Source organism: Chryseobacterium sp. Leaf180 (assembly GCF_001424585.1).
GTDB lineage: Bacteria > Bacteroidota > Bacteroidia > Flavobacteriales > Weeksellaceae > Chryseobacterium.
Window position 1 is genome coordinate 1,252,906 of record NZ_LMPJ01000001.1, and the last position, 26,503, is coordinate 1,279,408.

At 39.2% G+C, this 26,503-nt stretch carries 22 protein-coding genes; 17 read left to right on the forward strand and 5 right to left on the reverse strand.

Annotated features, from left to right (window positions below; all coding sequences use genetic code 11):
• Positions 1–26: 26 nt before the first annotated feature.
• Both ASG01_RS05875 and ASG01_RS05880 read right to left on the reverse strand, forming a co-directional pair.
• The gene (locus ASG01_RS05875) at positions 27–734 is read right to left on the reverse strand and encodes a C40 family peptidase (protein WP_055861259.1); all 708 of its coding nucleotides are present in this window, start codon (positions 732–734) and stop codon (positions 27–29) included.
• 280 nt (positions 735–1,014) lie between these two features.
• Positions 1,015–3,210, reverse strand: coding sequence for a glutamine synthetase III (locus ASG01_RS05880; RefSeq protein ID WP_055861262.1), 2,196 nt, complete (start codon positions 3,208–3,210; stop codon positions 1,015–1,017).
• 773 nt (positions 3,211–3,983) lie between these two features.
• On the opposite strand from ASG01_RS05880, the gene ASG01_RS05885 reads away from it, so the two are divergent.
• Positions 3,984–5,675, forward strand: coding sequence for a DUF6909 family protein (locus ASG01_RS05885; RefSeq protein WP_055861265.1), 1,692 nt, complete (start codon positions 3,984–3,986; stop codon positions 5,673–5,675).
• Between the two features lie 71 nt (positions 5,676–5,746).
• On the opposite strand, the gene ASG01_RS05890 is transcribed toward ASG01_RS05885, so the two are convergent.
• The gene (locus ASG01_RS05890; RefSeq protein WP_055861269.1) at positions 5,747–6,256 is read right to left on the reverse strand and encodes a hypothetical protein; all 510 of its coding nucleotides are present in this window, start codon (positions 6,254–6,256) and stop codon (positions 5,747–5,749) included.
• Positions 6,257–6,348: 92 nt separating this feature from the next.
• Between ASG01_RS05890 and ASG01_RS05895 the strand changes: the two genes are divergently transcribed.
• The 5 genes from ASG01_RS05895 (at position 6,349) to ASG01_RS05920 (ending at position 11,124) form a co-directional block, all read left to right on the forward strand.
• On the forward strand, positions 6,349–8,187 hold the full coding sequence (locus tag ASG01_RS05895; protein WP_055861273.1) for a M1 family metallopeptidase: 1,839 nt from the start codon (positions 6,349–6,351) through the stop codon (positions 8,185–8,187).
• 185 nt (positions 8,188–8,372) lie between these two features.
• The gene (locus ASG01_RS05905) at positions 8,373–8,933 is read left to right on the forward strand and encodes an RNA polymerase sigma factor (RefSeq protein WP_055861279.1); all 561 of its coding nucleotides are present in this window, start codon (positions 8,373–8,375) and stop codon (positions 8,931–8,933) included.
• Positions 8,920–9,525, forward strand: coding sequence for a hypothetical protein (locus tag ASG01_RS05910; protein WP_055861282.1), 606 nt, complete (start codon positions 8,920–8,922; stop codon positions 9,523–9,525). Before ASG01_RS05905 ends, ASG01_RS05910 begins: the two co-directional genes overlap by 14 nt.
• Before the next feature lie 30 nt (positions 9,526–9,555).
• The gene (locus tag ASG01_RS05915) at positions 9,556–10,590 is read left to right on the forward strand and encodes an outer membrane beta-barrel protein (protein ID WP_055861285.1); all 1,035 of its coding nucleotides are present in this window, start codon (positions 9,556–9,558) and stop codon (positions 10,588–10,590) included.
• 99 nt (positions 10,591–10,689) lie between these two features.
• A complete protein-coding gene (locus ASG01_RS05920) occupies positions 10,690–11,124 on the forward strand; it encodes a hypothetical protein (RefSeq protein ID WP_131725325.1) in 435 nt (144 codons plus the stop codon).
• Between the two features lie 63 nt (positions 11,125–11,187).
• Here ASG01_RS05920 and fumC read toward each other — a convergent pair whose 3' ends face one another.
• The gene (fumC, locus tag ASG01_RS05925) at positions 11,188–12,582 is read right to left on the reverse strand and encodes a class II fumarate hydratase (protein WP_055861292.1); all 1,395 of its coding nucleotides are present in this window, start codon (positions 12,580–12,582) and stop codon (positions 11,188–11,190) included.
• A gap of 197 nt (positions 12,583–12,779) precedes the next feature.
• Between fumC and ASG01_RS05930 the strand changes: the two genes are divergently transcribed.
• The 10 genes from ASG01_RS05930 to ASG01_RS05975 all read left to right on the forward strand — a co-directional run bounded on the left by ASG01_RS05930 (position 12,780) and on the right by ASG01_RS05975 (position 25,090).
• Positions 12,780–14,387, forward strand: a complete 1,608-nt coding sequence (locus tag ASG01_RS05930; protein WP_055861295.1) for a fumarate hydratase — start codon at positions 12,780–12,782, stop codon at positions 14,385–14,387.
• A 107-nt stretch (positions 14,388–14,494) separates the two neighbouring features.
• Positions 14,495–14,788: a hypothetical protein gene (locus tag ASG01_RS05935; RefSeq protein ID WP_055861298.1), complete on the forward strand. Its 294-nt coding sequence runs from the start codon at positions 14,495–14,497 to the stop codon at positions 14,786–14,788.
• 134 nt (positions 14,789–14,922) lie between these two features.
• A complete protein-coding gene (prfA, locus tag ASG01_RS05940) occupies positions 14,923–16,008 on the forward strand; it encodes a peptide chain release factor 1 (protein ID WP_055861301.1) in 1,086 nt (361 codons plus the stop codon).
• Positions 16,009–16,099: 91 nt separating this feature from the next.
• The gene (locus ASG01_RS05945) at positions 16,100–18,211 is read left to right on the forward strand and encodes a prolyl oligopeptidase family serine peptidase (RefSeq protein ID WP_055861304.1); all 2,112 of its coding nucleotides are present in this window, start codon (positions 16,100–16,102) and stop codon (positions 18,209–18,211) included.
• Between the two features lie 32 nt (positions 18,212–18,243).
• On the forward strand, positions 18,244–18,624 hold the full coding sequence (locus tag ASG01_RS05950; protein WP_082498293.1) for a DUF5071 domain-containing protein: 381 nt from the start codon (positions 18,244–18,246) through the stop codon (positions 18,622–18,624).
• Positions 18,625–18,953: 329 nt separating this feature from the next.
• The gene (scpA, locus tag ASG01_RS05955) at positions 18,954–21,074 is read left to right on the forward strand and encodes a methylmalonyl-CoA mutase (protein WP_055861306.1); all 2,121 of its coding nucleotides are present in this window, start codon (positions 18,954–18,956) and stop codon (positions 21,072–21,074) included.
• A 115-nt stretch (positions 21,075–21,189) separates the two neighbouring features.
• Entirely contained in the window at positions 21,190–21,702 is a 513-nt protein-coding gene (locus ASG01_RS05960; protein WP_055861308.1) for a hypothetical protein, read from the forward strand.
• 583 nt (positions 21,703–22,285) lie between these two features.
• Positions 22,286–23,677 (forward strand): RtcB family protein, encoded by a 1,392-nt coding sequence (locus ASG01_RS05965; RefSeq protein ID WP_055861311.1) that lies wholly within the window; start codon positions 22,286–22,288, stop codon positions 23,675–23,677.
• A 212-nt stretch (positions 23,678–23,889) separates the two neighbouring features.
• Positions 23,890–24,588 (forward strand): peptide chain release factor H, encoded by a 699-nt coding sequence (gene prfH / locus ASG01_RS05970; protein ID WP_055862216.1) that lies wholly within the window; start codon positions 23,890–23,892, stop codon positions 24,586–24,588.
• Positions 24,575–25,090, forward strand: a complete 516-nt coding sequence (locus ASG01_RS05975; protein WP_055861321.1) for a tetratricopeptide repeat protein — start codon at positions 24,575–24,577, stop codon at positions 25,088–25,090. The genes prfH and ASG01_RS05975 overlap by 14 nt, the downstream gene beginning before the upstream one ends.
• 19 nt (positions 25,091–25,109) lie before the next feature.
• Here ASG01_RS05975 and ASG01_RS05980 read toward each other — a convergent pair whose 3' ends face one another.
• On the reverse strand, positions 25,110–25,391 hold the full coding sequence (locus ASG01_RS05980; protein ID WP_055861323.1) for a hypothetical protein: 282 nt from the start codon (positions 25,389–25,391) through the stop codon (positions 25,110–25,112).
• Positions 25,392–25,518: 127 nt separating this feature from the next.
• On the opposite strand from ASG01_RS05980, the gene meaB reads away from it, so the two are divergent.
• Entirely contained in the window at positions 25,519–26,502 is a 984-nt protein-coding gene (gene meaB / locus ASG01_RS05985) for a methylmalonyl Co-A mutase-associated GTPase MeaB (RefSeq protein WP_055861327.1), read from the forward strand.
• The last annotated feature ends 1 nt before the right edge of the window (position 26,503 follow it).

The following is a 26,503-nucleotide window of genomic DNA, read 5'->3' on the forward strand; positions in this document are numbered from 1 at the left end:
ATGGCTTTTTATTTTGAAATATCTAACTATAAATTTGTAGTAGCTGATGTTGTTGTAGACGCGAAGTTGTTGTAAGAATCTCCGTTTTCGGTAATGACTCTTTTTGCTGACCTGTATTTTGGTCCCCAGTAAGAATCGTTCAGTGACGAGACCATTACTCCTTTTGATGTGGCAGCGTGTATAAACATCACTTCACCGGTTTCTGTTACATTTTCTACGATCCCAACGTGAGAAATTCTGCGTCCGTGAGAGAAAAAGATCAAATCACCTTTCTGTAGATTTTCTTTTGCCACGCTCTCACCTTCCTGAGATTGTGATGCAGCAACTCTTGGAAGAGATAAACCTGCTGCGGCTCCGAAAACTGAAAGCACAAATGCTGAACAGTCGATTCCGCTTCTTGTCATTCCGCCATATCTGTAAGGCGTTCCGATGTATGTCTGAGCTTCTGTAAGAATCTGATCGATTTTCTGACTGTGTTTTACCGCTTTTGCAATGTCAGAATTTTTAATATTATTCTTCACAGCTGCGATGGCCACTGACTTTTCTGAGATAAAAGAACTGATTAGTTTATTCTTATCTGCCTCAATCTTAGCATCTAAGGCTAAAAGTTTGGCATCTGTTTTGTACTGAGTAGGAGAAGTTACCGGCTGTGATACAACATAATTTGTTGCGCAAGACTCAAGTGATATTGTAGACACTAAGGCAACTAAATAAAACAAAACTCTTTTCTTCATATATTTTTTATTATCCGTGTTAAAAAGGTTATTTATTTTTCTAAATGCATTACAAAAGTAGAGAAACCCGCCGGCGCGAGCACAATATGATTATTGTCACGTTATGGTTTTTAACAGTATTTAACATCCTACTGTAGTATGTTAAGATATAGCAACCGTCAGCTGGCTTCTAAGACAGTATGACGGTTTTTTTTATTAAGATTTTTTAACAGAAGATATTCGATGAAAACAAAAAAGACCCTTCATTTGAGGGGTCTTATTATGTTAAACAAGGCTTAGATTATCTTGTAAAAAGCATCTCTCTGTATTTTGTCATTGGCCAAAGCTCATCATCAACCATCATTTCCAGGTTATCTGATGCCTCACGAATCACGTCAAAAAGAGGTTTTACTTTCAGACAGTAATCTTCAGCCTGATGCTGGCTTTCAGTAACTGCTTTTGCGTCTTCTCTTGCAATCATTAAATCTTCTACACCCAATTTCATCGCAGAAACATTCGTAGAGATATGTGTGATCAGGCTCATCTGCTCTTTTGCTAAAGTCTGAAATTCTTCTGCTCCAAATATTTCTTTTAACCCTTTCACATTCTCAATCAGTCTGTTTTGATATTTTAAAGCTGATGGAATGATGTGATTTCTTGCAATGTCGCTCAAAACTCTCGCTTCGATATCGATTACCGTAGAATATTTTTCAAGCTTGATCTCGTTACGCGCTTCCACTTCTCTGTGCGTGAAGATGCCCATTTCTTCATAAAGATCAAGGAACTTCTGGTTCATTTCCTGCTTAAGTGCTTCAGGAGTGGTCTTCCAGTTATTAAGACCTCTTTTTTCAGCTTCAAGCGCCCAGTCGTCTGAGTAGCCGTCGCCTTCAAACATGATATTCTTACACTGCTTGATGTATTCTCTTAAAACGTTAAAGATCGCTTCATCTTTCTTAAGGCCTTTATTAATCAGAGCATCTACTTCGTTTTTGAAATCGATCAGCTGTTTTGCCGCGATCGTATTCATTACCGTCATAGATTCTGCGCAGTTTGCCGAAGAACCTACCGCACGGATCTCAAATTTATTCCCGGTGAAAGCAAACGGTGACGTTCTGTTTCTGTCGGTATTGTCTAAAAGAATCTCAGGAATCTTACCGACAACATTCAGTTTCAGATCGGTTTTCTCGTCGGGTGAGAGTTTTCCTTCGGTCACTTTCTCCAGTTCTTCTAAAACTCTGAACAGCTGGCTTCCGATAAATACCGAAATAATTGCCGGCGGAGCTTCATTGGCGCCCAGTCTGTGATCATTACTTGCCGAAGCAATGCTTGCTCTCAATAGGTCAGCATATTCGTGAACGGCTTTAATGGTATTCACGAAGAAGGTTAAGAACTGAAGGTTTTTCTTAGGGTTTTTTCCTGGGCTTAAAAGGTTTTCGCCAGTATCCGTGGCAAGCGACCAGTTGTTATGTTTGCCACTTCCGTTTACTCCAGCAAATGGTTTCTCATGGAATAAAATATGAAAATGATGTCTGTGTGCCGTTCTAGCCATCACATCCATTAATAATGAATTGTGATCTACGGCCACGTTTACTTCTTCGAACATCGGCGCCAGCTCAAACTGATTCGGGGCTACCTCATTGTGTCTTGTTGTTACAGGAATTCCCAGCTTCATACATTCCACCTCAAGCTCTTTCATAAAGTTCATTACCCGTGTAGGAATCGAGCCGAAATAATGATCATCCAGCTGCTGTCCTTTTGCAGGTGAATGTCCCAATAGTGTTTTTCCGGTCAAAACCAAGTCAGGTCTCGACTGATACAAAGCCGAATCCACCAAAAAGTATTCCTGCTCCCAGCCCAAAGTAGGCGTCACTTTCGTCACATTCTTATCAAAATACTGCATCACGTCGGTTGCCGCTTCGTCTACAGCATGAAGCGCTCTCAGCAATGGTGCTTTATAATCTAAAGTTTCTCCGGTATAAGAAATAAAAATCGAAGGGATGCACAGCGTAGTTCCCATAATGAATGCCGGTGAAGTCGGGTCCCATGCGGTATAACCTCTGGCTTCAAACGTGTTTCTGATGCCGCCGTTCGGGAACGAAGATGCATCCGGCTCCTGCTGAATAAGCATACCGCCGCTGAATCTTTCAATACCTCTTCCTGCTTCTATCGGTGTGAAAAACGAATCGTGCTTCTCGGCCGTGCTGCCAGTCAGTGGCTGAAACCAGTGTGTATAATGCGTCACGCCTTTGCTCATCGCCCAGTCTTTCATCGCAACAGCCACCTGATCTGCAATAAGACGCTGTATTTTGCTGCCTTTTTTGATGGCATCCATGATTGATGTGAAGGCCTCCTTCGTCAGATATTCTCTCATCGTGTCTTCAGAAAACACGTTTTGGCAGAACAGATCAGATAACTTCCCCGGGATTTCTACCGAGTTATCTCTTCTGAAGTCTTTGAATGGTAACGTTTCTAATGCTTTGAATCTTAAAGTTGACATATTGCTTTGAAATTTTATGGGGCAAAGTTACAAAAAAATCATTTCCTTAAAGATTTACCCCTAAAAAATTATAGGGTTGACTTAAAATATTTAATTTAATGTTTAGAAAGCCTATGTTGTTTGATGGTAAATGAAAGCATTTTCGGGTTGAAAGGCTATTTTAGTAAAGATAAAAACCCAATTGGTCTTTCTTATATATAAGGTAGCATTTTATGAATAGGTTTTCGAGGTTTGATAAAAAGCATTTTGGCTTTTGGGTAAACCGTTTAAAGGACTTAGGGAAAAGCAAGCTTGCTTTTAGAAAAACCATGCATGGATTAAAAGAAAACCATGCAAGGTTTTGGTGAAAAGCATGCATGGTTTTAAGGAAAAGCATGCATGGTTTTTTATCGGTGGTTATTTTCATCTTTTTTGAAGCAGAAATGATTTTGTTTTAAAGCAAACGCAGACTGATGCAAAAGATCGCCATCTTTTGGGGAAATGATTACTACGAGTTGCTAAAGTCGTTACTACGAGTTGCCAAAGTCGTTACTACGAGTTGCCAAAGTCGTTACTACGAGTTACCGAAGTCATTACTACGAGTTGCTGAGGTAATGGCGGCGGGCTTTCGCGAAGGTTTTTTTTAACAGATAAAAGGAGGCGTTATTTAAAACCGAATCTGCTTTCAAATGATAAAAATCTACACCGGTACTATCGCATTCAGCGCATACAATATTAAGGTATGTTAAAATCATTTTCCGCAGAAAACCGTATATTTGAATGAAATTTATAGTATGACAAATTCCAGAGCCAGAGAAACTACCGAGGCGATCGAAAGACTGTATATCTCAATGCGACACCTGTTTTACAGAGGTTTCTTCAAGCCGGGCGGCGTTTCCGGCGAGAGCTTACGAAGCTTACTCAAAATCATTAATCCTGAAATCTACGGCACCATGAATGTTCCCAGCAAGCTGGAACTGAATGGCCTTATGTATGTGCTCGACCGTCTGCCGGAAGGCATTGAGGAATGTGCTTTCATACACCTCACCTCAGATGAGGGTTTTGATAAAGGCAGCTTCGAGCCGATTGTTCCCAAAAAAAGAAGGCGTAACTGCTACCGTATTGATGAGCATCAGATGAATATTGAAGTCCTTCTGGGCCGCTCTGAGATCTACGATATCCTTACGCACCTTACGTTTCTCTATATTGAAGCCGATAAAATACGCGATCTTGCTTTCATTCAGGAAGAAAACTGGAAGCCGAAACGTGCCTTCAAAATCATCGAAGAGGTGGTGAAAGGCGAGAAGAAATTCAGCCGGAAGGAGAAAGAGGTGGCACTCATTCATCTTTCTTCGCTCATCGGAAGATCGTTTGATGAAACGCTGAATGCGTATAAAGAATTTGGTGACGACGAAAACCCAGACCGATTATTTAAAATCATTTATCACCTCGGGAAAGCCAGTCTGGAAGATGCCAAGCAGAGCCGCGAGCGCGAGATTCATTTTTCGGCCATCTTAAAGGAAAGAGTGGGACATCATTATTTCGGGGAGAAATGGGCGAATAAGGTGAAAGATGTTCTGTACGAAAACAATCTGCACATGCGCCCGCTGCACATCATCTCGGCCAATATGCATTCGGTGAAAAATATGCTGTACGCCAACGATGCGCTGAAGAAGAAACAGAGCAAAACCACCGATTATAAGATGTACGAAGAGATCTCGAATAAGAAAGAACTTCGTGATAAAGTCTTGAAATACGCGCTGGATGAAGGTTTAATCTACATTAAAGACAAAAGCGGAAGCAACATCGATGTGCAGATCATCGACCTTACAAAAATCGACCTCAACAATACACCTTTCAGCGGAGCACAGTTTGCCGGTGATGATGTGATCATGGTATTCGATTATGCTTTCGGTGAGCAGGCTTATGAAGTGATGGATGAGTTGCTGAGACCGTTTGAGCAGAAAGGTGAAGTCTACATGATGAAGGTGAAATCTGTATCTATCATGGGAAAAGCAGGGATTCTTGCAGGTGGGAAAGGCGACATTATGATCCCGACATCACATATCTTTGAAGGTACAGCAGACAACTATCCGTTTGAGAATGCGCTGACGATGGATGATTTTGATGATGAGGAACTTCGGGCATTTGAAGGCACAATGATTACCGTACTCGGCACGTCGCTTCAGAACAGAGATATCTTATCTTACTTTATGAATACGTCTTGGAAGGCAATTGGCCTCGAGATGGAAGGCGCGCATTATCAGAAAGCCATACAGGTGGCCTCTAAAATAAGACATCATATCGCACCGGATCTTTTTGTCTGCTATGCGTACTATGCATCTGATAATCCTTTGGAAACGGGAAGCACGCTATCATCCGGCGGACTTGGTTTAACCGGCGTGAAGCCAACCTATCTTATTACGCTTAAGATTATTGAAAAGATTCTGCATGGCGGAGTTACTGTGAGTTCGCAAAAGAATTAAGCAGGTTTTATAAAAAACTGAAGCCTCAGATGTTTTGATATCTGAGGCTTTTTTGTGTGAATTTTCTTTGTTTAGAAGTTATAATTTAAAGCAAAGCCATTCATTCCTGCACCAAAACTGATGCTCGCTTTACTTTGACTGTCAGACGTTGATGCATTTTCTGCATCTACCGCTCTCCGGAGATTTTTCTTTACCGCAAATGCAAAGGGTAAAGCCGCGCCTGCAAATGCAATACCGGCAAGAAGAACATCTGGACTTCCTCTTTTTACTGAGACTTGCGTGGAGCCACCGCCAGGATAATAATATGTTTCATTTTTCGCTGGGCTAAGTAAACGCACCGCGCCATAGCCAATTCCGGCACCACCAATGCTGGCGAATACAAGCGAAAATGTTTTATTCGATTTGGCTTTTTGAAGATAACGTTTTGCCTGATCATTTTTGAAAAGCTTTTCAGAATCTTTCATCTTAAAATAATCATTTCCGACTTTTAAATCATAGGATGATTTATCTGAAAGTTCGACATTTTGTGCCGTTGTAAATGTAAATAAGCTTAAAGAGCATACAAGTAATAATTTTTTCATGGTATTTTTTTACTAAAGTAAGATTTTTCATTATATGAAGAGAAAAATAGAATTTAAAAAAATTCTTATCTTTTCAACTTGAAATTTGACCAATGAAAAATATTTTTTTAGTAGTATTTCTGGCTTTTGGTTTTGCTAAAGCCCAAAAAGGCCCATATTACCAGCAGTTTGCTCAGTATAAAATCGATGTAGATGTAGATGCAGAGAAATTTACTTACGCCGGAACGCAGATCTTAAACTACACAAACAACTCGCCAGACGAACTCAGTGTGGTGTATTTTCATCTGTATTGGAACGCTTTTAAACCCAATTCAATGATGGATCAGCGCGTGGCTGGTCAGGGAAAAAACGGTGACGGACGACTTCAGAAAAACGGAGTTTCAAGACTGGCTTCGATTCCGAAAGATCAGGAAGGTGCGCAAAACATTCATTGGATTAAGCAAAACGGCAAAGATCTCAAATTTGAAATTCAGGAAACGGTAATGAAGGTGTATCTGAGCGAACCGATTAAAGCTAATTCTAAAACAACTTTCACGATGGAATGGGACGCCGTAATTCCGCAACAGATCAGACGAAGCGGTAGAAACAACATTGAAGGCGTCGATATGACGATGACGCAATGGTACCCGAAAATCGCAGAATATGATTACGATGGCTGGGCAACTTTCGATTATGTGGGGAGAGAATTTCATGCGCCGTTTGCAGATTTTGATGTGACAATTAAAATAAATAAAGATTACGTGCTCGGAGCCGGAGGAACGCTCATGAATCCTTCTGAAGTGAAAGGTTATGAAGCTTCAGCGAAAATTAAAGAAGATAGAAATAAAGTGACCTGGAAATGGACCGCTAAAAACATGCTCGATTTTGCGTGGGCAGCAGATAAAGATTATTCGGTAGAAAGTTTTGATGTTCCGCAAGGTCCGAAAGTGTATTTTGTTTATCAGAAAAATGATAAAACGAAAGTCTGGAGCGAGGCTAAACCTTATGTTACAAAATACTTTCAGATCATGAATTCCCGCTTCGGGAAATATGCGTGGCCATCTTACGCATTCATCCAAGGTGGCGATGGCGGAATGGAATACGGTATGTGTACGATGATTTTAGGTGAAGCAAAATCGATTGAAGATCTGATGGGATTAATGGTGCACGAAGGTTCGCATTCCTGGTATCAGCAGATGCTGGCGACCAACGAGCCACTGAGACCTTGGATGGATGAAGGCTTTACGAGCTATGCCGAAAGTATCGTAATGAGCGAACTTTTCCCGCCAACAGATGACAGACCGAATGCTTTCGTCGAAAAAATTGATGCGTACCGGAATATTGTAAAAAGAGGAATTGAGGAACCTGCCGTTTGGCTTGGTGATCATCACGACAACGGTACGGCTTACAGCTTTGCGAGCTATGTAAAAGGGGAATTGTACTTGGTACAGCTTGGATATATTGTGGGTGAAGAAAATTTAGCCAAAATCATGAAAGTATACTATGACGAATGGCATCAGAAACATCCTACAGACCGAGATTTCCTGCATATTGCGCAAAGTATTTCGGGGATGGATTTGAAATGGTTCCATCATTATTGGATCAATACGATTAAGACGATCGATTACGGAATTAAAGAGGTTAAATACGACGCAAAATCTACAACAATTACTTTGGTAAATAACAGCCAGATTCCTATGCCTATTGACTTTTCGGTGATGACGAAGGATAAAAAACTGATCACGTATCAGATTCCGATGAATATGACGCGTACCTGGAAACAGAAAGATTCGTACGGAACTTTCACAACAGAAAAATATTGGCCATGGACGCAGAAAGAATACTCGCTCACCATTCCCTATGCCAAATCTCAGTTGTCAATGTTGGGAATCGATTTCAGCCAAAGAATGGCAGATGTGAATCCTGCAGACAATTTTGTTGAGGTCAGATAATCTGAGTTTTAAGTAAAATGTAATCCCTGAAGTTTTTTTCTTCGGGGATTTTATTTTTAAGGAAAATTATTTTAAACTTTTTAATTTTGATTTTCAATCGGTTACGTTTTAATTTAAATAAAATAAAAATTTTTTTGTAACCAAATGTTATTTCTGCTGTCTTTATAATAGAAACTACCATTACCATGAAGCTTTTGTTTAAACCTAAAAAAGAAGATCTCACGGTCGGGCTGAGAAATCAGAATCCGGCGGCGCAGAAAATCTTTTATGATAAAAATGTAAAGAAATTTCTGAGTATTGCAAAAAGCTACGTCAGCGATCTGTATCAGGCCGAAGACTGTGTAATCAAAGCATTCTGCAAGATTTTTAAACATATTGAAAGTTATCGTGGCGACGGAAATTTTGATGGCTGGGCAAGAAAAATTTTGGTGAATGAATGCCTGAATTTTATTAAATGTCACAAAACTGTTTTCTATCTTGATGAGGTAAATGCCGCGGTTTTGGAAGAGGTTTTTGAAGAAAATGTGGTTTTTGATTTTAATGCGCAGGATCTTCTCGATCAGCTTCCGGATGCATACCGGATGGTTTTTAACCTGTATGTGATTGAAGAATATTCTCATCAGGAAATTGCCGAATTTCTGAATATCTCCTTGGCAGTAAGCAAAACGCAGCTTTTCAGAGCTAAAGAAAAACTGAGAAAGATTTACTTTCAACAACAAAAAACACTGAAAAATGAAAACGTCTAAACATACTTTTGAATTCGAAATAAAAAAACAGATCGACTCACGCGAAATCGCGCCTTCGAGAGATCTCTGGGCTTCAATCGAAGCGCAGACGCAAAACCAGGAAGTGATTCAGACAAAAAAAATCAACTGGTTTTTGGTTGCCGCCTGTACGCTTTTGCTGGTAAGTCTGGGAACAGCGCTCGTCATTAACGAAGATGAAAAGCCAACATTAATGATCGCTCAGAAAGAAGATTTTAAGCAAAATAAAAATAAAAATGCCGAGCAAAAGCCAGCATCTGAAATTAAAACTGATAAAGTGAAACCTACATTTTCTACAGCAAACACAAAAGTCGTTTTTGCTGAAAAGAAGAAAAATATTATTCCGGCACCGAGAGAATTGAGAACTGAAATTCTTCCTTCAAACGAAACAAAAATGCAGATTCCTGTTTTGCAGGCTGATAAAATTTTAGCCAAAACAGATTCGGCAAAAGTGCAGAAACGCAAAAAATATGTAGATCCTTCTACACTGCTTTTTTCGGTGGAGCACAAAGATGCAATCGAGCAGACCAAAGACGGCAGCAATGTCGCGAAGATCGACCTCAACTCAAAATAACTTTAAAATAAACTTTAAAAAAATAATATCATGATTAAGAAATTTATCATCACAGGAATGCTGTGCCTTATCGCCAACACGTACCACGCGCAGCGCAATCTCAAACTCAACCTTAATTCTAAAAAGGAATCTGCCGTGAGCCCAATGGTGAAGGAGAAAGTGGAAGAGTACGCCGATAAAATCGATTCGATTATTAAAGAAGAAAAAAAGCTGATGGAAGCCGAACTTTTGGTTTTACAGAGCAAAAATCTACCGAAACAGGATTTTGACAAACAGAAAGCAGAAATTGCTGACCGTTATTCTGAAAGAATTGATACAAAAATAGAAGCGCTTGGTTTTGACCTTGATGAAGTGGTGCAGAAGCAGGTTCGCTTTTCTCTATTGAGTTCTGATGTAGCCTCAAACGAAGAATTGAAAGCGCAGCTTTTGAAAAAATTTAAGCCGACAAGAAGCTTCGACGGATATTTCTCTTACGGTGTGATGACGCTTACCAATGATCTTGCGGACAATGATCTTGATAAAAATCTCGGCTACGCAAATAATCTTGAGTTTGGTTTAAAATTTAATTATCAGTTCAGCCGCACAAGTCCGTGGGGATTCTTCTCTGGTTTGGGTTTCTCATGGCGTACTGTACGGGCAGACAATAATCTGGTTTTCGCAAAGCAGCAGGAAAATGTATACCTCGCAAAATACGAAGGCAGTCTTGATAAAAGTAAGCTGAGAACGGGTTATCTGATCGTGCCGATCGGTTTGCAGTACAATTTTTCTAAACTTAAAAATGCAGGAATGGACATTCAGTATCGTCCGTACGAAGACGGTTTCCGCGTGGGCGCGAATATGTATGGCGGCGTGAGAATGTCTACCAATAATATAGTGAAAGGCGACGTGCAGAGTTTCAGAGACCGCTCAAATTATCAGGTGAATCCGTTTATCTACGGTGCTCAGCTGACGGTTTCTTACAATAATGTAAGTCTTTTTGTGAAAAAAGATTTCAGCAATTTTTTTAAAGATTCTTATTTCGCAAACGATAAAGCGTTGGTTTTTGGGGTTGCTTTAGGCTGGTAGTTTTAGTTTCTTCATATTTTAATGAGAGCTCCGGGGATTCATTTCTCTGGAGTTTTTTTTAAATTAGTTAGCTTTACAGAATACACCGATAAATATTATATGAGTAAATATTTAAGTTTTTATATGTTCTCATTTTTTCTGCTAATCACAAATTGTGCTTCTGTACCGCAGATCTCTTATATAGAAAATCGAAGTGAAGAAGATAAAGCTTTGGGAAAGAACAGGATTATGATTCAATTCAGTGAAAATGACAGTTTGATTTGTAATATGAAAATCAATACAAATAAAAATATTTTACTTAAAAATGGAATTTCTTTAGTGAAACCTTTAAAAGCTAGATCATTTGATAATACCAAAAATTTTGAATATCAGCTCGATGATTCTTCAAACTATATCAAAATACATTATGGCAAGAAGGAGTATAAAATTAATTTAGATAAACGATACGCACTTTTATTTCTTGATTTAAATCTAGGTCGGTTAGAGGTTGGATTTTCAAACAGTGAACCTCAATTTATGGTTAATTGTTACTAAATGAAAAACTCCGAAAGCAATCTTCCGGAGTTTTCTTATCAATATTTAATCTAAAAAACCATTCTATTTTAAGCTGCCGACCATGTCTTCAGGTTTTACCCATTCATCAAACTGTTCAGAGGTAACAAAACCAAGATTTACGGCTTCTTCTTTCAAAGTCGTTCCGTTTTTGTGAGCGGTTTTGGCAATTTTTGCCGCATTTTCATAACCGATATGCGTATTGAGCGCTGTTACCAGCATCAAAGATTTTTCAACCAGTTCTTTAATTCTTTCGTTATTTGGTTCAATTCCCACCGCACAATGATCGTTAAACGAAATACAGGCATCGGCAATCAACTGTGCAGATTGAAGGAAATTATACGCCATAACGGGTTTGAAAACGTTCAGCTCATAATTTCCCTGCGTTCCCGCAAAAGAAATCGTCGTATCATTACCCAAAACCTGCGCGCAAACCATTGTTAAAGCTTCATTCTGCGTGGGATTTACTTTTCCCGGCATGATCGAACTTCCCGGCTCATTTTCAGGAATATGAATTTCGCCAATCCCGGAGCGCGGCCCGGAAGCCATTAATCTGATGTCCTGCGCAATTTTGTATAAAGAAACCGCAAGTTGTTTTAATGCGCCGTGTGATTCTACAATCGCATCGTGAGCGGCCAGAGCTTCAAACTTATTTTCGGCAGTCACAAAAGGCAATCCGGTAAATTTCGCAATATATTCAGCGACTTTTACATCGTAACCTTGCGGTGTATTTAATCCGGTTCCTACTGCTGTTCCACCCAAAGCCAATTCGGAAAGATGCGGCAACGTGTTTTTTAATGCTTTCAAACCATAATTAAGCTGCGCCACATATCCTGAAAATTCCTGACCTAAAGTCAAAGGCGTTGCATCCATCAAATGCGTTCTCCCGATTTTCACGATATTTTTAAAAGCTTCTGTTTTTTCAGCTAAAGTATCGCGAAGCTTTTCCACCGCAGGAATCGTATGTTCAACTACTTTCTTGTACGCAGCAATGTGCATCGCCGTTGGATACGTATCGTTTGAAGACTGCGATTTATTAACATCATCATTCGCATGAATTTCAGATTTTTCTCCTAAAACGCCGCCATTATTTACATGCGCACGATTTGAAACCACTTCATTAATATTCATATTTGATTGTGTTCCCGAGCCGGTTTGCCAGATGACAAGCGGAAACTGATCGTCTAGTTTTCCTTCCAGAATTTCCTCGCAGACTTTGGCAATCATGTCTCTTTTTTCGGCAGGAAGTACACCTAAATCGGTGTTCGTATACGCCGCTGCTTTTTTAAGATAAGCAAACGCTTCAATTATTTCTTGTGGCATAGAACCTTCCGGCCCGATTTTAAAATTATTGCGCGAGCGCTCCGTCTGCGCACCCCAAAATTTATCTGCAGGCACCTGCACGTCGCCCATCGTATCTTTTTCTGTTCTGTATCTCATTTCTGATTTTTTAAAAATTTTAATTTAAACTTTTGTTTGAATTCAAATAGAAATTCGAAACTTAAAGCTTAAAGTATAAATTTAGTCATTACATCAGACTCTCGCAATTTATAATGATTATAAATACAATTTAAAAGATAGAATTTACAGCACAATTTTTTACTAATAATTAATTTTGCGGCGAAATAAAATGCGCAATGGAATTTAATTATCAGGATCCTTATCCAATTCAGAAAGACGATACACCGTATAAAAAACTCACTTCAAACTATGTAAAAGTAGAGCACCACGGCGAAAGAGAAGTGTTAACCATCGACCCAAAAGGTCTTGAACTTCTTGCTGAAGAAGCAATGGCTGATGTTTCTTTTATGCTCCGTTCTTCGCATCTGGAAAGTTTAAGGAGAATTATTGACGATCCTGAAGCTACTGATAATGACCGCTTTGTTGCTTACAACTTACTTCAAAATGCTGCGGTAGCCGTGGAAGGCGCGTTGCCGTCTTGCCAGGATACCGGAACAGCCATCGTGATGGGAAAAAAAGGAGAAAACGTCTACACCGGCGTTGATGACGGCGAATATCTCAGTCGGGGAATTTACAACACGTATCAGAAAAGAAACTTAAGATATTCTCAGATTGTTCCTTTAACGATGTTTGAAGAAAAAAATTCCGGATCAAATCTTCCGGCGCAGATTGATATTTATGCTAAAAAAGGAAATTATTACGAGTTTTTATTTTTAACAAAAGGCGGCGGCTCGGCAAACAAAACGTTCCTGTATCAAAAAACAAAATCTTTATTAAACGAAAAATCTCTGGAAGCTTTTGTAAAAGAGAGAATTTCAGATTTGGGAACAGCTGCGTGCCCGCCATACCACTTGGCTCTGGTGATCGGAGGAACTTCTGCGGAAGCGAATTTAGCAGCGGTAAAAAAGGCATCCGCAAAATATTACGATCATCTTCCGACTGAAGGAAACGAGGCCGGACAAGCCTTCAGAGACCTGGAATGGGAAGCAAGAGTACAGAAAATCTGTCAGGAAAGTGCGATCGGGGCACAGTTTGGCGGAAAATATTTAACGCATGATGTACGTGTCATCAGGCTTCCGCGGCATGCAGCTTCTTGTCCGGTTGGGATGGGCGTTTCCTGCTCGGCAGACCGGAATATTAAAGGAAGAATTACCGCCGAAGGTATTTTCCTCGAGCAGCTGGAAGATAATCCGAAAAGATTTTTGCCGGCAACGCCACCGCATTTGGAAGCAGCAGTTGAAATTAATTTAAATAAACCGATGCCGGAAATTCTGGCGGAACTTTCAAAATATCCGATTAAAACAAGACTGAAACTCAACGGAACTTTAATCGTGGCGAGAGATATTGCCCACGCAAAAATTAAAGAACTGCTCGATGCAGGACAGCCAATGCCGGAATATTTTAAAAACCATCCGATTTATTACGCTGGACCTGCAAAAACTCCTGAAGGAATGGCTTCCGGAAGTTTTGGTCCGACTACTGCCGGAAGAATGGACGTTTATGTAGATGAATTTCAGAGCCATGGCGGAAGTATGATTATGTTGGCAAAGGGAAACCGTACGGCAGAAGTGACCAATGCGTGTCATAAATATGGCGGATTTTATCTTGGATCGATCGGCGGACCGGCAGCAATTTTGGCGAAAGACAATATCGTATCGGTAGAAGTGGTTGATTTTCCTGAATTGGGAATGGAAGCGGTGAGGAAGATTGAAGTGAAAGATTTCCCGGCGTTTATCATCTCGGATGACAAAGGAAATGACTTTTTCGCATCTCTTGCGCACTAAAATCAGTTTAAGCCAGATATTAAATAAACAAATACCTGCAAATTGTACAGCTTATCTTTTGACCTAAAAGAAAAAAGTTCTAAATTTGCCTAAAATCTAGTAGAAAAATGATCTTATCAGCATTTTGGCCGTTTTACCAGTTCCTTTGGACGATCTATTTCATCACCATGTTTCTTGTGGGATTCTGGTGTATATTTATGTTCTTCGGTTTAGTTATTCCTTTGTGGCTTACAGAAGGTCTTAAAGAATATTTCGGTAAGGTAAAACCTTTCGATCCGGAAGATGTAAGAAGCAAAATGATCTACGAGCAGGAAGGTGTGGAAGTTATCTACAGCCAGCCGAAAGGTCACGGGCCATTTATTCACGACAGCCACGGCCACGATAATCACGGACATCATTAATTGATTGTCATTGCTTTCTCACCAGAATTCTGAGAAAGTAATATCATAGCAAAACAACATATACTAAAACCACTGATTTCTTCGGTGGTTTTTTTACATCTCAAAATCGTATCTTTGCCAACTAAATTTTTATTATGTCTAAATCATTAATCCCGAAACTTGAAGCGATAAAACAGCGATATAATGAGGTGGCCGATCTCATTATACAGCCAGACGTAATTTCAGACCAGAAAAAATATTCTTCTTTAAACAAAGAATACAGCGATTTAGGAAAAATTGTTCACGTTTACAATCAATATAAAGGTGCATTAGATAATATTGCAGAATCTGAAGAAATCATTGCCGATGGTTCAGACAGAGATCTTGTGGATATGGCAAAAGAAGAAAAAGTAGAAGCTCAGCAGAAACTTCCGGGTTTGGAAGAAGAATTGAAGGTGCTTTTAATTCCTAAAGATCCTACAGACGACAAAAACGTTATCGTGGAACTTCGTGCCGGAACCGGTGGCGATGAAGCAGCGATTTTCGTGGAAGACGTTTACAGAGCTTACGCTATGTTTTTCAAAACAAAAGGCTGGAAACACGAGATCACAGACTCCAGTGAAGCGGCAAAAGGTTTTAAAGAATTAATCATCAAAATTGAAGGCGATGGCGTGTACGGAATCATGAAATTTGAATCCGGCGTTCACCGTGTACAGCGTGTTCCTGAAACTGAATCTCAGGGGCGTGTGCACACTTCGGCAATCACAGTAGCGGTTTTACCGGAAGCTGAAGAAATTGATTTTGAATTAAATCCTGCAGATATCGAAATGCAGACTTCCCGTTCTGGTGGAGCAGGTGGGCAAAACGTAAACAAGGTTGAAACAAAAGTACAGTTGACGCACAAGCCTTCAGGAATGGTGGTGGTTTGTCAGCAAGCACGTTCTCAACTGGCTAACCGTGAATTGGCAATGGAAATGCTCCGTACCAAATTATACGATATTGAGGTTCAGAAATCTGTTGGAGACATCGCTGCACAACGTAAATCGATGGTTTCTACTGGAGACCGCTCGGCAAAAATTAAAACGTACAACTATCCGCAGGGAAGAGTTACAGATCACAGAATCGGTAAATCAATGTATAATCTTGATGCCTATATGAATGGCGATATTTCTGAAATGATTGACGCCGTAATCATGGCAGAAAATGCTGAAAAAATGAAGGGCGAAGAAGAGAATTATTAATTTTTTTCTTATTTAAATATTTGAAAGCTTCTGAGAAATCGGGAGCTTTTTTTATTCACCCAACTTTCTTATTTTTGAGAAAACCATTGCAATGATTTTAAAACCGATATTACTTACAGCCGGTGTGCTGTTTTCAGCAACTTTTTATTCTCAGAAAATGAATTATCCTAAAGCAGCAAAAGGAAATCAGACCGATACCTATTTTGGAACTGCTGTTGCAGATCCGTACAGAGATTTAGAAAATGACTCTGAACCTACGAAGAAATGGGTGGATGAAGAAGTTGCTTACAGTCAGAATTATTTATCAAAAATTCCTTTTAGGGAGCAAATTAAAAAGCAATTAACAGATATCTGGAATTACGAAAAAATTGGTGCACCGTTCAAAGAAGGAGATTATACGTATTATTATAAAAATAACGGACTTCAGGCGCAATCTGTATTGTACAGAACCGATAACAAAACAAAAACTACTGAAGTATTTTTAGATCCAAATAAATTTTCCGAAAAAGGAACAACTTCGCTTTCAAGTTTGTCTTTCAATAAAAAAGGAAATTTGGCGGCATACGCAATTTCAGAAGGCGGAAGCGACTGGAATAAAATCATCATTATCGACGCTGTTACCAAAAAACAAATCGACGAAACCATTGTCGATGTAAAGTTTAGCGGGATTTCCTGGCAAGGCGATGAAGGTTTCTACTATTCAAGCTACGACAAGCCAAAAGAAGGAACGGTTTTGTCTGGAATGACCGATAAACATAAAGTTTTCTTCCATAAATTAGGGACAAAACAATCTGCAGATCAGTTGATTTTCGGTGGAGATAAAACTCCAAGGAGATATTTGGGAGCGGGCGTCTCTGAAGATCAAAGATATTTAATCATTTCTGCAGCGAACGCAACCAACGGAAATGAATTATACATTAAAGATTTAAAGAAAGGGGGCGATTTTGTTCAAATCAATAAAGGCTTTGATATCAACGTAAATCTAATTGATACAGAAGGCGACAATCTTTTCATTTTTACAGATAAAGATGCTCCAAATATGCGTTTGGTAAAAACGACTATCCAAAATCCGTCTCCCGAAACCTGGAAAGATGTTATTCCTGAAACCGAAAATGTATTGGGAATCTCTTCTGGTGGCGGTTATTTCTTTGCAACCTACATGGTTGATGCCATTGATAAGGTAAAACAGCTTGATAAAACCGGAAAACTCATCCGAGAAATATCGCTACCGGGAAAAGGAAATGTCGGCGGTTTTGGTGGAAAAAAAGAAGAGAAAGAGATGTATTATTCTTTCAGCAACTACATCACGCCGGGAACTACTTATAAATTCAATGCAGATACCGGAAATTCTGAGGTTTACCAAAAACCTAAAGTCAAATTTGACCCAGAAAATTATATCTCAGAACAGGTTTTCTACACCTCAAAAGACGGCACAAAAGTTCCGATGATGATTAGCTATAAGAAAGGACTAAAGCTGGATGGAAAAAATCCAACCATGCTGTATTCTTACGGTGGTTTCAACATCAGTTTACAGCCATCGTTCTCAGTAGTCAATGCCATCTGGATGGAAAATGGTGGAATTTATGCCGTTCCCAACATTCGCGGCGGTGGTGAGTACGGTAAAAAATGGCACGATGCAGGAACGAAAATGCAGAAGAAGAATGTATTTGATGACTTTATCGCAGCAGGAGAATACCTACAAAGCAAAGGCTACACTTCAAAAGAATACATGGCACTTTCAGGAAGATCAAACGGTGGACTTTTGGTTGGTGCAACCATGACGATGCGCCCTGATTTGGCCAAAGTGGCTTTCCCTGGAGTTGGTGTTTTAGATATGTTGAGGTACAATAAATTTACGGCCGGAGCAGGTTGGTCTTATGATTACGGAACTGCCGAAGACAATAAAGAAATGTTTGATTATTTGAAATCATATTCTCCGGTTCATAATGTAAAAGCAGGAACTTGCTATCCTTCAACGATGATTATTACTAGTGATCATGACGACAGAGTAGTTCCGGCGCATTCATTTAAATTCGGTGCAGAGTTGCAGGAAAAACAAAAATGTGCAAACCCTATTTTGGTGAGAATTGAGAAAAATGCAGGTCATGGTGCAGGAAGAGCAACAGATCAGGTAATCAGCGAAAATGCAGATTTGATTTCTTTTGCTTTGTATGAAATGGGAATTAAAAAGCTTGGGAAATAATTTAGATTAAATTATAAAAAATTAGGTTAATTATGAATTTGCAAGATTTAGTGCCAAAAGAAAAAGACGACGATAGACACATCGTAAAACTGAAAAAGCTATCATTCGAGGAAATTCAGCCTATTATTCCTGACTTATTAGAGTGGCTTCAAGATATTAATTGGCCCATTGCAAGCGATGTAGCTGATGTATTAGAACCTTTTGCAGATAAATTGACACCATATCTGATGGAAGTTTTAATATCTAATGATGGTATGTGGAAATATTGGATTTTAACCATTTTTGGTAGAGAAACAAGAGATGAAGTTTTCTTAAAAGAGATTAATAGAATAGCGACAAATCCGACACGAGATGAGATTGATTGTGAGGTTGATATGGAGGCACAAGCAATTCTAAATGGAGATTATAACTAAATTTACCATAGGTTCAGGTCTAAAAGCGATTTTGTAACAATACAAAATCGCTTTTTGTTTTGTATACGAACAATATTAAAATTTTTGGAAGTCCCAACGGGACGACTTACCAAAGAATAGGATGAAATCCTACTAAATTAAACCAAATAAGCTACTTCAATATCTAAAAACTACTGTGTTTTTTTACTAAATATAACAAAAAACTCTATGTGGCTAAATTGTTAAAAAATAATCATTTTTCACTATCTAAATACCCTCTTTCATGTTGACAATCAGCACCAAAACATTTCCTTAAAAATGCTTACTTTTAAAATCTTAAATCAGAAAGCATGAGAAGGGAAATTCAAAATAAAAATCCCCAATTTACCATATTAGAAAAGCAGATTGAAATCTATCCGTTTGAAAAAGATGGTTTGGAGCTTAAATCATCGTACACAAAAGATGATGTAAAAGATGAAGCTCTTACTCAGACTTCTCCCGGAATTACGCCGTTCTTAAGAGGTCCATATTCAACGATGTATGTTCAGAAGCCATGGACGGTGCGTCAGTACGCAGGATTTTCCACCGCTGAAGAATCCAACGCTTTTTACAGAAGAAACTTAGCGGCAGGGCAAAAAGGACTTTCCGTAGCTTTTGATTTGGCGACGCACAGAGGATATGATTCTGATCATGCAAGAGTTGTAGGTGACGTTGGAAAAGCCGGTGTTGCGATTGACTCTATTGAGGATATGAAAATTTTGTTTAATGAAATTCCGTTAGATGAAATCTCTGTTTCGATGACGATGAACGGTGCGGTTTTGCCGATTCTTTCGTTTTATATTGTAGCTGCAGAAGAACAGGGCGTTTCTCAGGATAAGCTTTCAGGAACCATTCAGAATGATATTTTGAAGGAATTTATGGTGAGAAATACTTACATTTATCCACCCACACCTTCCATGAAAATCATTGCTGATATTTTTGAATATACATCTAAAAACATTCCGAAATTCAATTCAATTTCGATATCAGGTTATCACATGCAGGAAGCCGGAGCCACGCCGGTTCTCGAAATGGCTTACACATTAGCCGACGGCTTAGAATACGTAAGAACTGGAATAAAAGCGGGAATGAACGTTGATGATTTCGCGCCAAGACTTTCATTTTTTTGGGCAATCGGAATGAATCATTTCATGGAAATTGCCAAGATGCGCGCCGCGAGATATATCTGGGCCACTTTGCTGAAACAGTTTAATCCTCAAAATCCGAAATCTTTAGCTTTAAGAACGCACTCGCAGACTTCAGGCTGGTCTTTGACAGAGCAGGAACCATTTAACAATATCACAAGAACGGCGGTCGAAGCATTGTCTTCAGCTTTAGGCGGAACTCAGTCTTTACATACGAATGCTTTGGATGAAGCGATTGCGCTACCAACAGATTATTCAGCGAAAATTGCAAGGAATACACAAATTATTCTGCAACAGGAAAGTGGAATCTGCGATGTCGTAGACCCAATGGGCGGAAGTAATTTGGTGGAAGCTTTAACTCAGCAGATGATTGAAGAAGCCATGAAATTCATCGATGAGGTGGAAAAAGAAGGTGGAATGACCAAAGCCATCGAAGCAGGAATTCCTAAAATGAGAATTGAGGAAGCGTCTGCAATAAAACAAGCAAAAATTGATAGTGGCGAGGAATTTATCATCGGTGTCAACTCTTTTAAATCAAATTTAAAACAGATGCAATTGGAGATCTTAGATATCGACAACACTGAAGTTCGCAGAAAACAAATTGAAAGACTTGAAGCCATTAAATTAAGCAGAAATACCGTGGCGGTGAGCCAAATTTTAGATGACATTCGTATGTGCGCAAAGTCTGGAAGTGGAAATCTTCTTGAATTGTGCATCGAAGCTGCTCGCAGAAGAGTTACTTTGGGCGAAATGAGTGATGCCATGGAAGAAACCTTCGGACGATATAAAGCCAACATCAGAACCATACAAGGAATTTACGCTATGAATGCAGGTAAAAACGAATACTTTGGTCAGGCGCTTCAGCTTACCCAAAAATTTGAAGAAGAAGAGGGCCGCCGCCCGAGAATTATGGTGTCGAAAATGGGACAGGACGGTCACGACCGTGGAGCGAAAGTAGTAGCAACAGCCTTTGCCGATATGGGATTTGACGTGGATGTAGCACCGCTCTTTCAGACTCCGGAAGAAGTAGCAAAACAGGCGGTGGAAAATGATATTCACATCTTGGGAGTGTCTTCTCTGGCTGCAGGTCACAAAACTTTGGTTCCGCAGGTTGTTGAGGAATTAAAGAAATTGGGAGCAGAAGATATCACGATTGTTGTTGGCGGAGTAATTCCACAACAGGATTATGAATTTTTGTATGCGAACGGGGCAGATTTTATTTTTGGACCCGGAACAAATCTTCCAAAATGTGCTGTGGATATTTTGAATCGGTTTTTAAAAAATTAAGTAGGAACTCTGATTTTAGAATTAAAAATATATTCTAAATATTTTATTTAACATTCTTTAAATCTCAGATTGCACATCATTTGCACTTTACGCCACAACCAAAAAACAAAATAGTATGGCGTACACTGTGATTTCGGTATTTCCTGCGAGTGCAGATACCGAAGAAATTAAAAAAGACTTACAGAATCAGGGATTCGACGGCTCCAATATCATTATCTCCACTTCAAAAATGGAAAGCGAATCGGCAATCGGAGATTATACAGAAGATGATAGAACCAAAAGTTTCTGGGATCATCTTTTTGTGAACGACAATGAGATGCTTGATGCGTACAGCCGCGAGAGCAAAGGTAAAACTAATATTGTAGTTTACGCTGCCAATCTGGAAGAAGCCCAGGAAGCAAAAAATATTCTATACAGTAAAGGTGCGGTAGAAGTTAAAAAGAAATCTTCTGATGAGCACGATGAATCAGAAGAAAATGCCAAAGGAGCAGGATTGCCGCAGGATGTTTACGACGGAATTATCGCAAAAGCAAAAAACGATGTCTATTTTCTCGACCGCGAGCGCATTTATAGTCCCACAAGCCGTGGAATGGGCGACACGATGGATGGACTAGGGTCTAAAGATTAAATTCAATATAATCCATAAAAAACCTGCTTTTAAAGTTAAGCAGGTTTTTTTAGTTTAAATAAAAATTTCTGCGAGACCGATGATTTTTTTTTGCCAATTATAAAATTATTCTATATTTGCATCTGAAAATCAAGTTCAACCAACAAATAAACAACGAAGCAATGTTCAAATACAACTTACATACATCAGTAGGATTGCCTTTTGCAAAGGCAGGGCTTCGTGGTTTGGTACATTCTTAGAGCAACAGTATAATGAAATATCAAAACCCGGAGTCGAAAGATTTCGGGTTTTTTATTGCGCAATATTACAAACTCAAAACAGTTTCCCCGAAATCAACTTTTTATTAGGAGCTTAATCCCGCTGTCTACTGTATCTTTTTTTGCCTACGCTTTTTTCAAGCCAATGCAAAAAAAAAGGATGCCGTTTCCATCGGGGCTAGAAATTACAACTCCAAACAAACTTTGTCAGAAAATTGAAAAATTTGACAAAAAAATTAATCAACTAAGAACTTAGTTGGTTTAAATATTTGATGCAGGAATGTCTAACATCTCGTGTCTAATATCTAACATCTTATTAAAAAACAATGGGAAATTTAAAACTAAAAGGAAAAGATATATTAAAATTAGGTTATCCAAACAACCAGAGCGTTAACATCGCTTTGGAAGTGATGAAGAGAAATTTTGCAACCAAAAATATTCATTATGTAAAATCTCTTCTCAAGGAAATCCAACAAAATCCGGAGAACTTCGAGAAAGATTTAACCTTCGGACAAATTGCGGAAGCTTTGCTTTCATCAAAGAAAACCGAGAAAAGAATGCTCAACACGAACCGAGCATCTTTTCAAATTTTCGGAAACAATATTTCTGATGAAGCAAAAAACCAATTGTATACCGCATTGAAATTGCCAATTGCAACACAAGGCGCTTTGATGCCCGATGCACACAGCGGTTACGGACTTCCAATCGGTGGTGTTCTCGCTGTGGAAAATGCCGTAATTCCATACGGAGTCGGGATGGATATTGGCTGCAGAATGTCACTCAGTATTTTGGATACGCCAATTTCATATCTGGACGGCGCAAAAGATAAATATGAAAAAGCGCTTGCCGAACACACCAAATTCGGGATGTATGAAACGCACAAATCTCATGTCGACCACGAAATTTTCGACAGAGACACGTTCAATTTAATTCCGATTTTGAGAAGATTAAAAGGAAAAGCCATCAAACAAATGGGAAGTTCCGGTGGTGGAAATCACTTTGTGGAATTCGGGGAAGTTGAAATTACGGAAGAAGAAGAACAAATCAATCTTCCAAAAGGAAAATACCTCGGAATCCTTTCGCACAGCGGCTCACGTGGATTGGGAGCAGAAATCGCTCAGTATTATTCGAGAGTGGCGACTGAACAATGTCCGTTACCCAAAGAAGCGCAAAATTTCGCCTGGCTGGATTTGAACACGCATCTCGGAGTGGAATACTGGACAGCGATGAATCTTGCTGGAGATTATGCTTCGGCCTGCCACGACGATATTCACAGAAGACTGGTGAAAGCGGTCGGCGGAAGAGTGAAAGCCAGAATCGAAAACCATCACAACTTTGCGTGGAAAGAAATCCACAACGGGAAAGAAGTGATAGTTCACCGAAAAGGCGCAACTCCGGCCAACGAAAACGAATTGGAAATGATTCCCGGTTCTATGACGGCAAAAGGTTTCATCGTGCGTGGAAAAGGAAATCCGGATTCGCTGAACTCGGCTTCACACGGAGCGGGACGGGCTTTTTCGAGAGGAGAATGCAGAAACCGTTTTACTCAGAATGACATTAAGAAAGAATTGAAACTCAAAAATGTCACCTTGATGGGCGGAAATGCGGAAGAAGCACCAATGGCGTACAAAGACATCAATGAAGTGATGAATGCGCAAAGTGAATTGGTCGATATTCTCGGAACTTTTCAACCTCGGATTGTGAGGATGGATAAATAACGATTAATGTTGGATGCGGGATGTTGGGTGTTTGATGTCAAAAACCTGCATTTTAATTCTTTCGAAAGTCATTAAATAATTTATAACAAATAGTAATAAAAAGGAGAAAAACCATAGCCCCGATTGCAGCGGCATCCTTTTTTTGCGTGGGCTTGAAAAAAGCGAAGGCAAAAAAAGATACAGCGGAAAGCGGGATTAAGCTCCTAAAAACAATGGACAAAATAATACAAATCACCTCGGGAAGAGGACCTTTGGAATGTCAGTGGGTAGTTGCCAAAGTTCTGAAGGTCTTTCTTGAGGAAGCAAAACAAAATAAAATCGGTTACGAAATCATCCACCGCGAAAATGGCGATGAAAACCTGACTTTGAAATCAGCGACTTTAGTTTTAAAAGGAAAAGAAGCAAATGAATTTCTGAAAAACTGGCTTGGAAGCATTCTTTGGATTGGAAAAAGCACTTTCAGAAAATTCCATAAGAGAAGCAACTGGTTTATCGGGATTTTTGAACTTGAAGGTTTGGAGAAAATTGAATTTAATGAAAGAGACATTCAGTTTCAGACCGCAAGAAGTCAGGGAAGTGGCGGACAAAACGTGAATAAAGTGGAAACCGCAGTTCGGGCAACGTATGTGAAAACCGGACAAAGTGTTTTCGTGCAGGATTCCCGTTCGCAATTGGAGAATAAGAAGATTTCCATCATCCGATTAAAAGAAAAAGTGATGGAATTTCACATTCAGCAATTGGAAAAACAAATGCAGGAAACTTGGAATAATCATTTGAATGTCCAGCGGGGAAATCCAATCCGGACATTTTCGGGAAGCGATTTTAGAAAGAATCATCAAGAGAAATCTTTCAAAAAAGAGAGGAATCAACTGAAAAATGAATTAAAAAACTACAGAAATGACCTTAACTAAAAGTAAATATTATTTCGAAGCTTTGGATCATTATCCATACAGCTTGCCGGATTGTCTGGAAGCGTTGAATTATGCGCTTTCTTACGATCCTGAAGATGCAGATTCGCTTTGTCTGATGGGAAGAATTTACAGCGAAATGCTCAACGATTACGAAAAAGCAAAGCTTTATTTCGAAGAAGCAATGCAATGTGATGTGACGAATCTGAATACGCCAAAATATTACATCAAGTGTCTTTTGGATAACGAAGATTTGCACGACGCTGAGAAGCTGATCAGGTATTCTTTAAAAATAAAAGGAATTGATAAAGCAACTGTATGGTTCTACAGATCAATGCTTTCAGAAAAAAGAGGAAGTTTAACAAATGCTTTAAAGTTCTTAACTGAATCTGCAAAGTATTGTTTTTCGTCACAAAGTTTAGAGGTAGTAAAAGACCGTAAGAAATTTATAAAGTCTAAAATGCCCAAGAAGGCAAAAATTAAAAAATCGAAGGAGACAAAATAAGTCTCCTTTTTATTTTGCATTATTTTACAGAAACCACATAATCATAGACCCAGCGGTGTTGCTCTTCATTAAGTCTGGCTTTTGGTGCCATAGAATTCATGATCCCGACCCACTGTACGGATGTGTATTTTGCCGGTTCGGGCAAATCGTGGCAGCGCTTGCAGGCATTTTCGAAAATGGTTTTTCCCTGTGCAATCTCAGCAGCGGTTGATTTTAAAGGCTCATTTACGACGTTTACTTTCGGTGTACATGATGCTGCGGTCAGTATGATAAAGGCAGATAACGCCCCAATTTTTTTCATAGTTTTCTTTTTAGGTTTAAACAAAAGTAAGAAAAATGCTCAGCAGAATATTTAAACTCGATGTTAATTGCGTTAAATTTAAGTTTCTTTTAAAGTCAATACATTCAAATTCTTTATTTTTGAATACATGAAATTTTCAACTGACGAACTGGTACAGGGTATTCGAGGTGGCGACAAAAGGCTGATCGCTAAAGCCATCACGCTGGTTGAAAGCAAAAAAAGCGAGCACCGTTCCCAAGCTGAAGATTTGCTTAAAAAAATCATTCCGTTTGCCGGAAACTCTGTCCGCGTCGGCATTACCGGCGTTCCGGGTGCGGGAAAATCAACCTTTATAGAAAACTTCGGAAGACTTGCCATATCGCAGGAAAAAAAAGTTGCTGTTTTGGCTATTGATCCAAGTTCTTCGCTGAATAAAGGCAGTATTCTCGGCGATAAAACGCGTATGGAAGAACTTGCCAAAGAAGAAAACGCCTTCATTCGTCCCTCGCCAAGTTCAGGGTTTTTGGGCGGCGTTGCCAATACTACCTACGAAACGATGCTTGTTTGCGAAGCGGCTGGCTACGATTATATTCTTATCGAAACCGTTGGCGTCGGTCAGTCTGAAGTTTTGGTTGCTGATATTACCGATGTTTTTCTGTTTTTAAAAATCATTGGCGGCGGCGACGAACTGCAGGGAATCAAACGTGGAATTATGGAAATGGTCGATGTGATTTTCATTAATAAAGTCGAAGAATCTAATCTTCAAAAAGCTAAAAATACAAGACTCGAATTAAAACGAGCACTCGATTTTCTTCCGGAAAAAGAAAAAAACTGGAAAGTTCCTGTTTTGCTTGGTTCTGCTTTAAATAATGAAGGTTTGCAGGAAGTTTTTGAGAAAATCAATGAGTTTATCAATCTGAAAAAGAAAACGAATTCTTTTGATGAGATTAGGCAAAAACAGTCGGAAAAGCGTTATGAATATTGGGTTCAGGAATATCTGCATCAACTGATGAAGCGCGACGAAAATCTTGAAACGGCTTATTTGGAGCATAAAAAAAATGCTTCCGAACAGATTTCAAGTCCGAGTACGGAAGCAAAGCTTTTTGTAGAAAAATTTTTAAAGAAAATTTAAG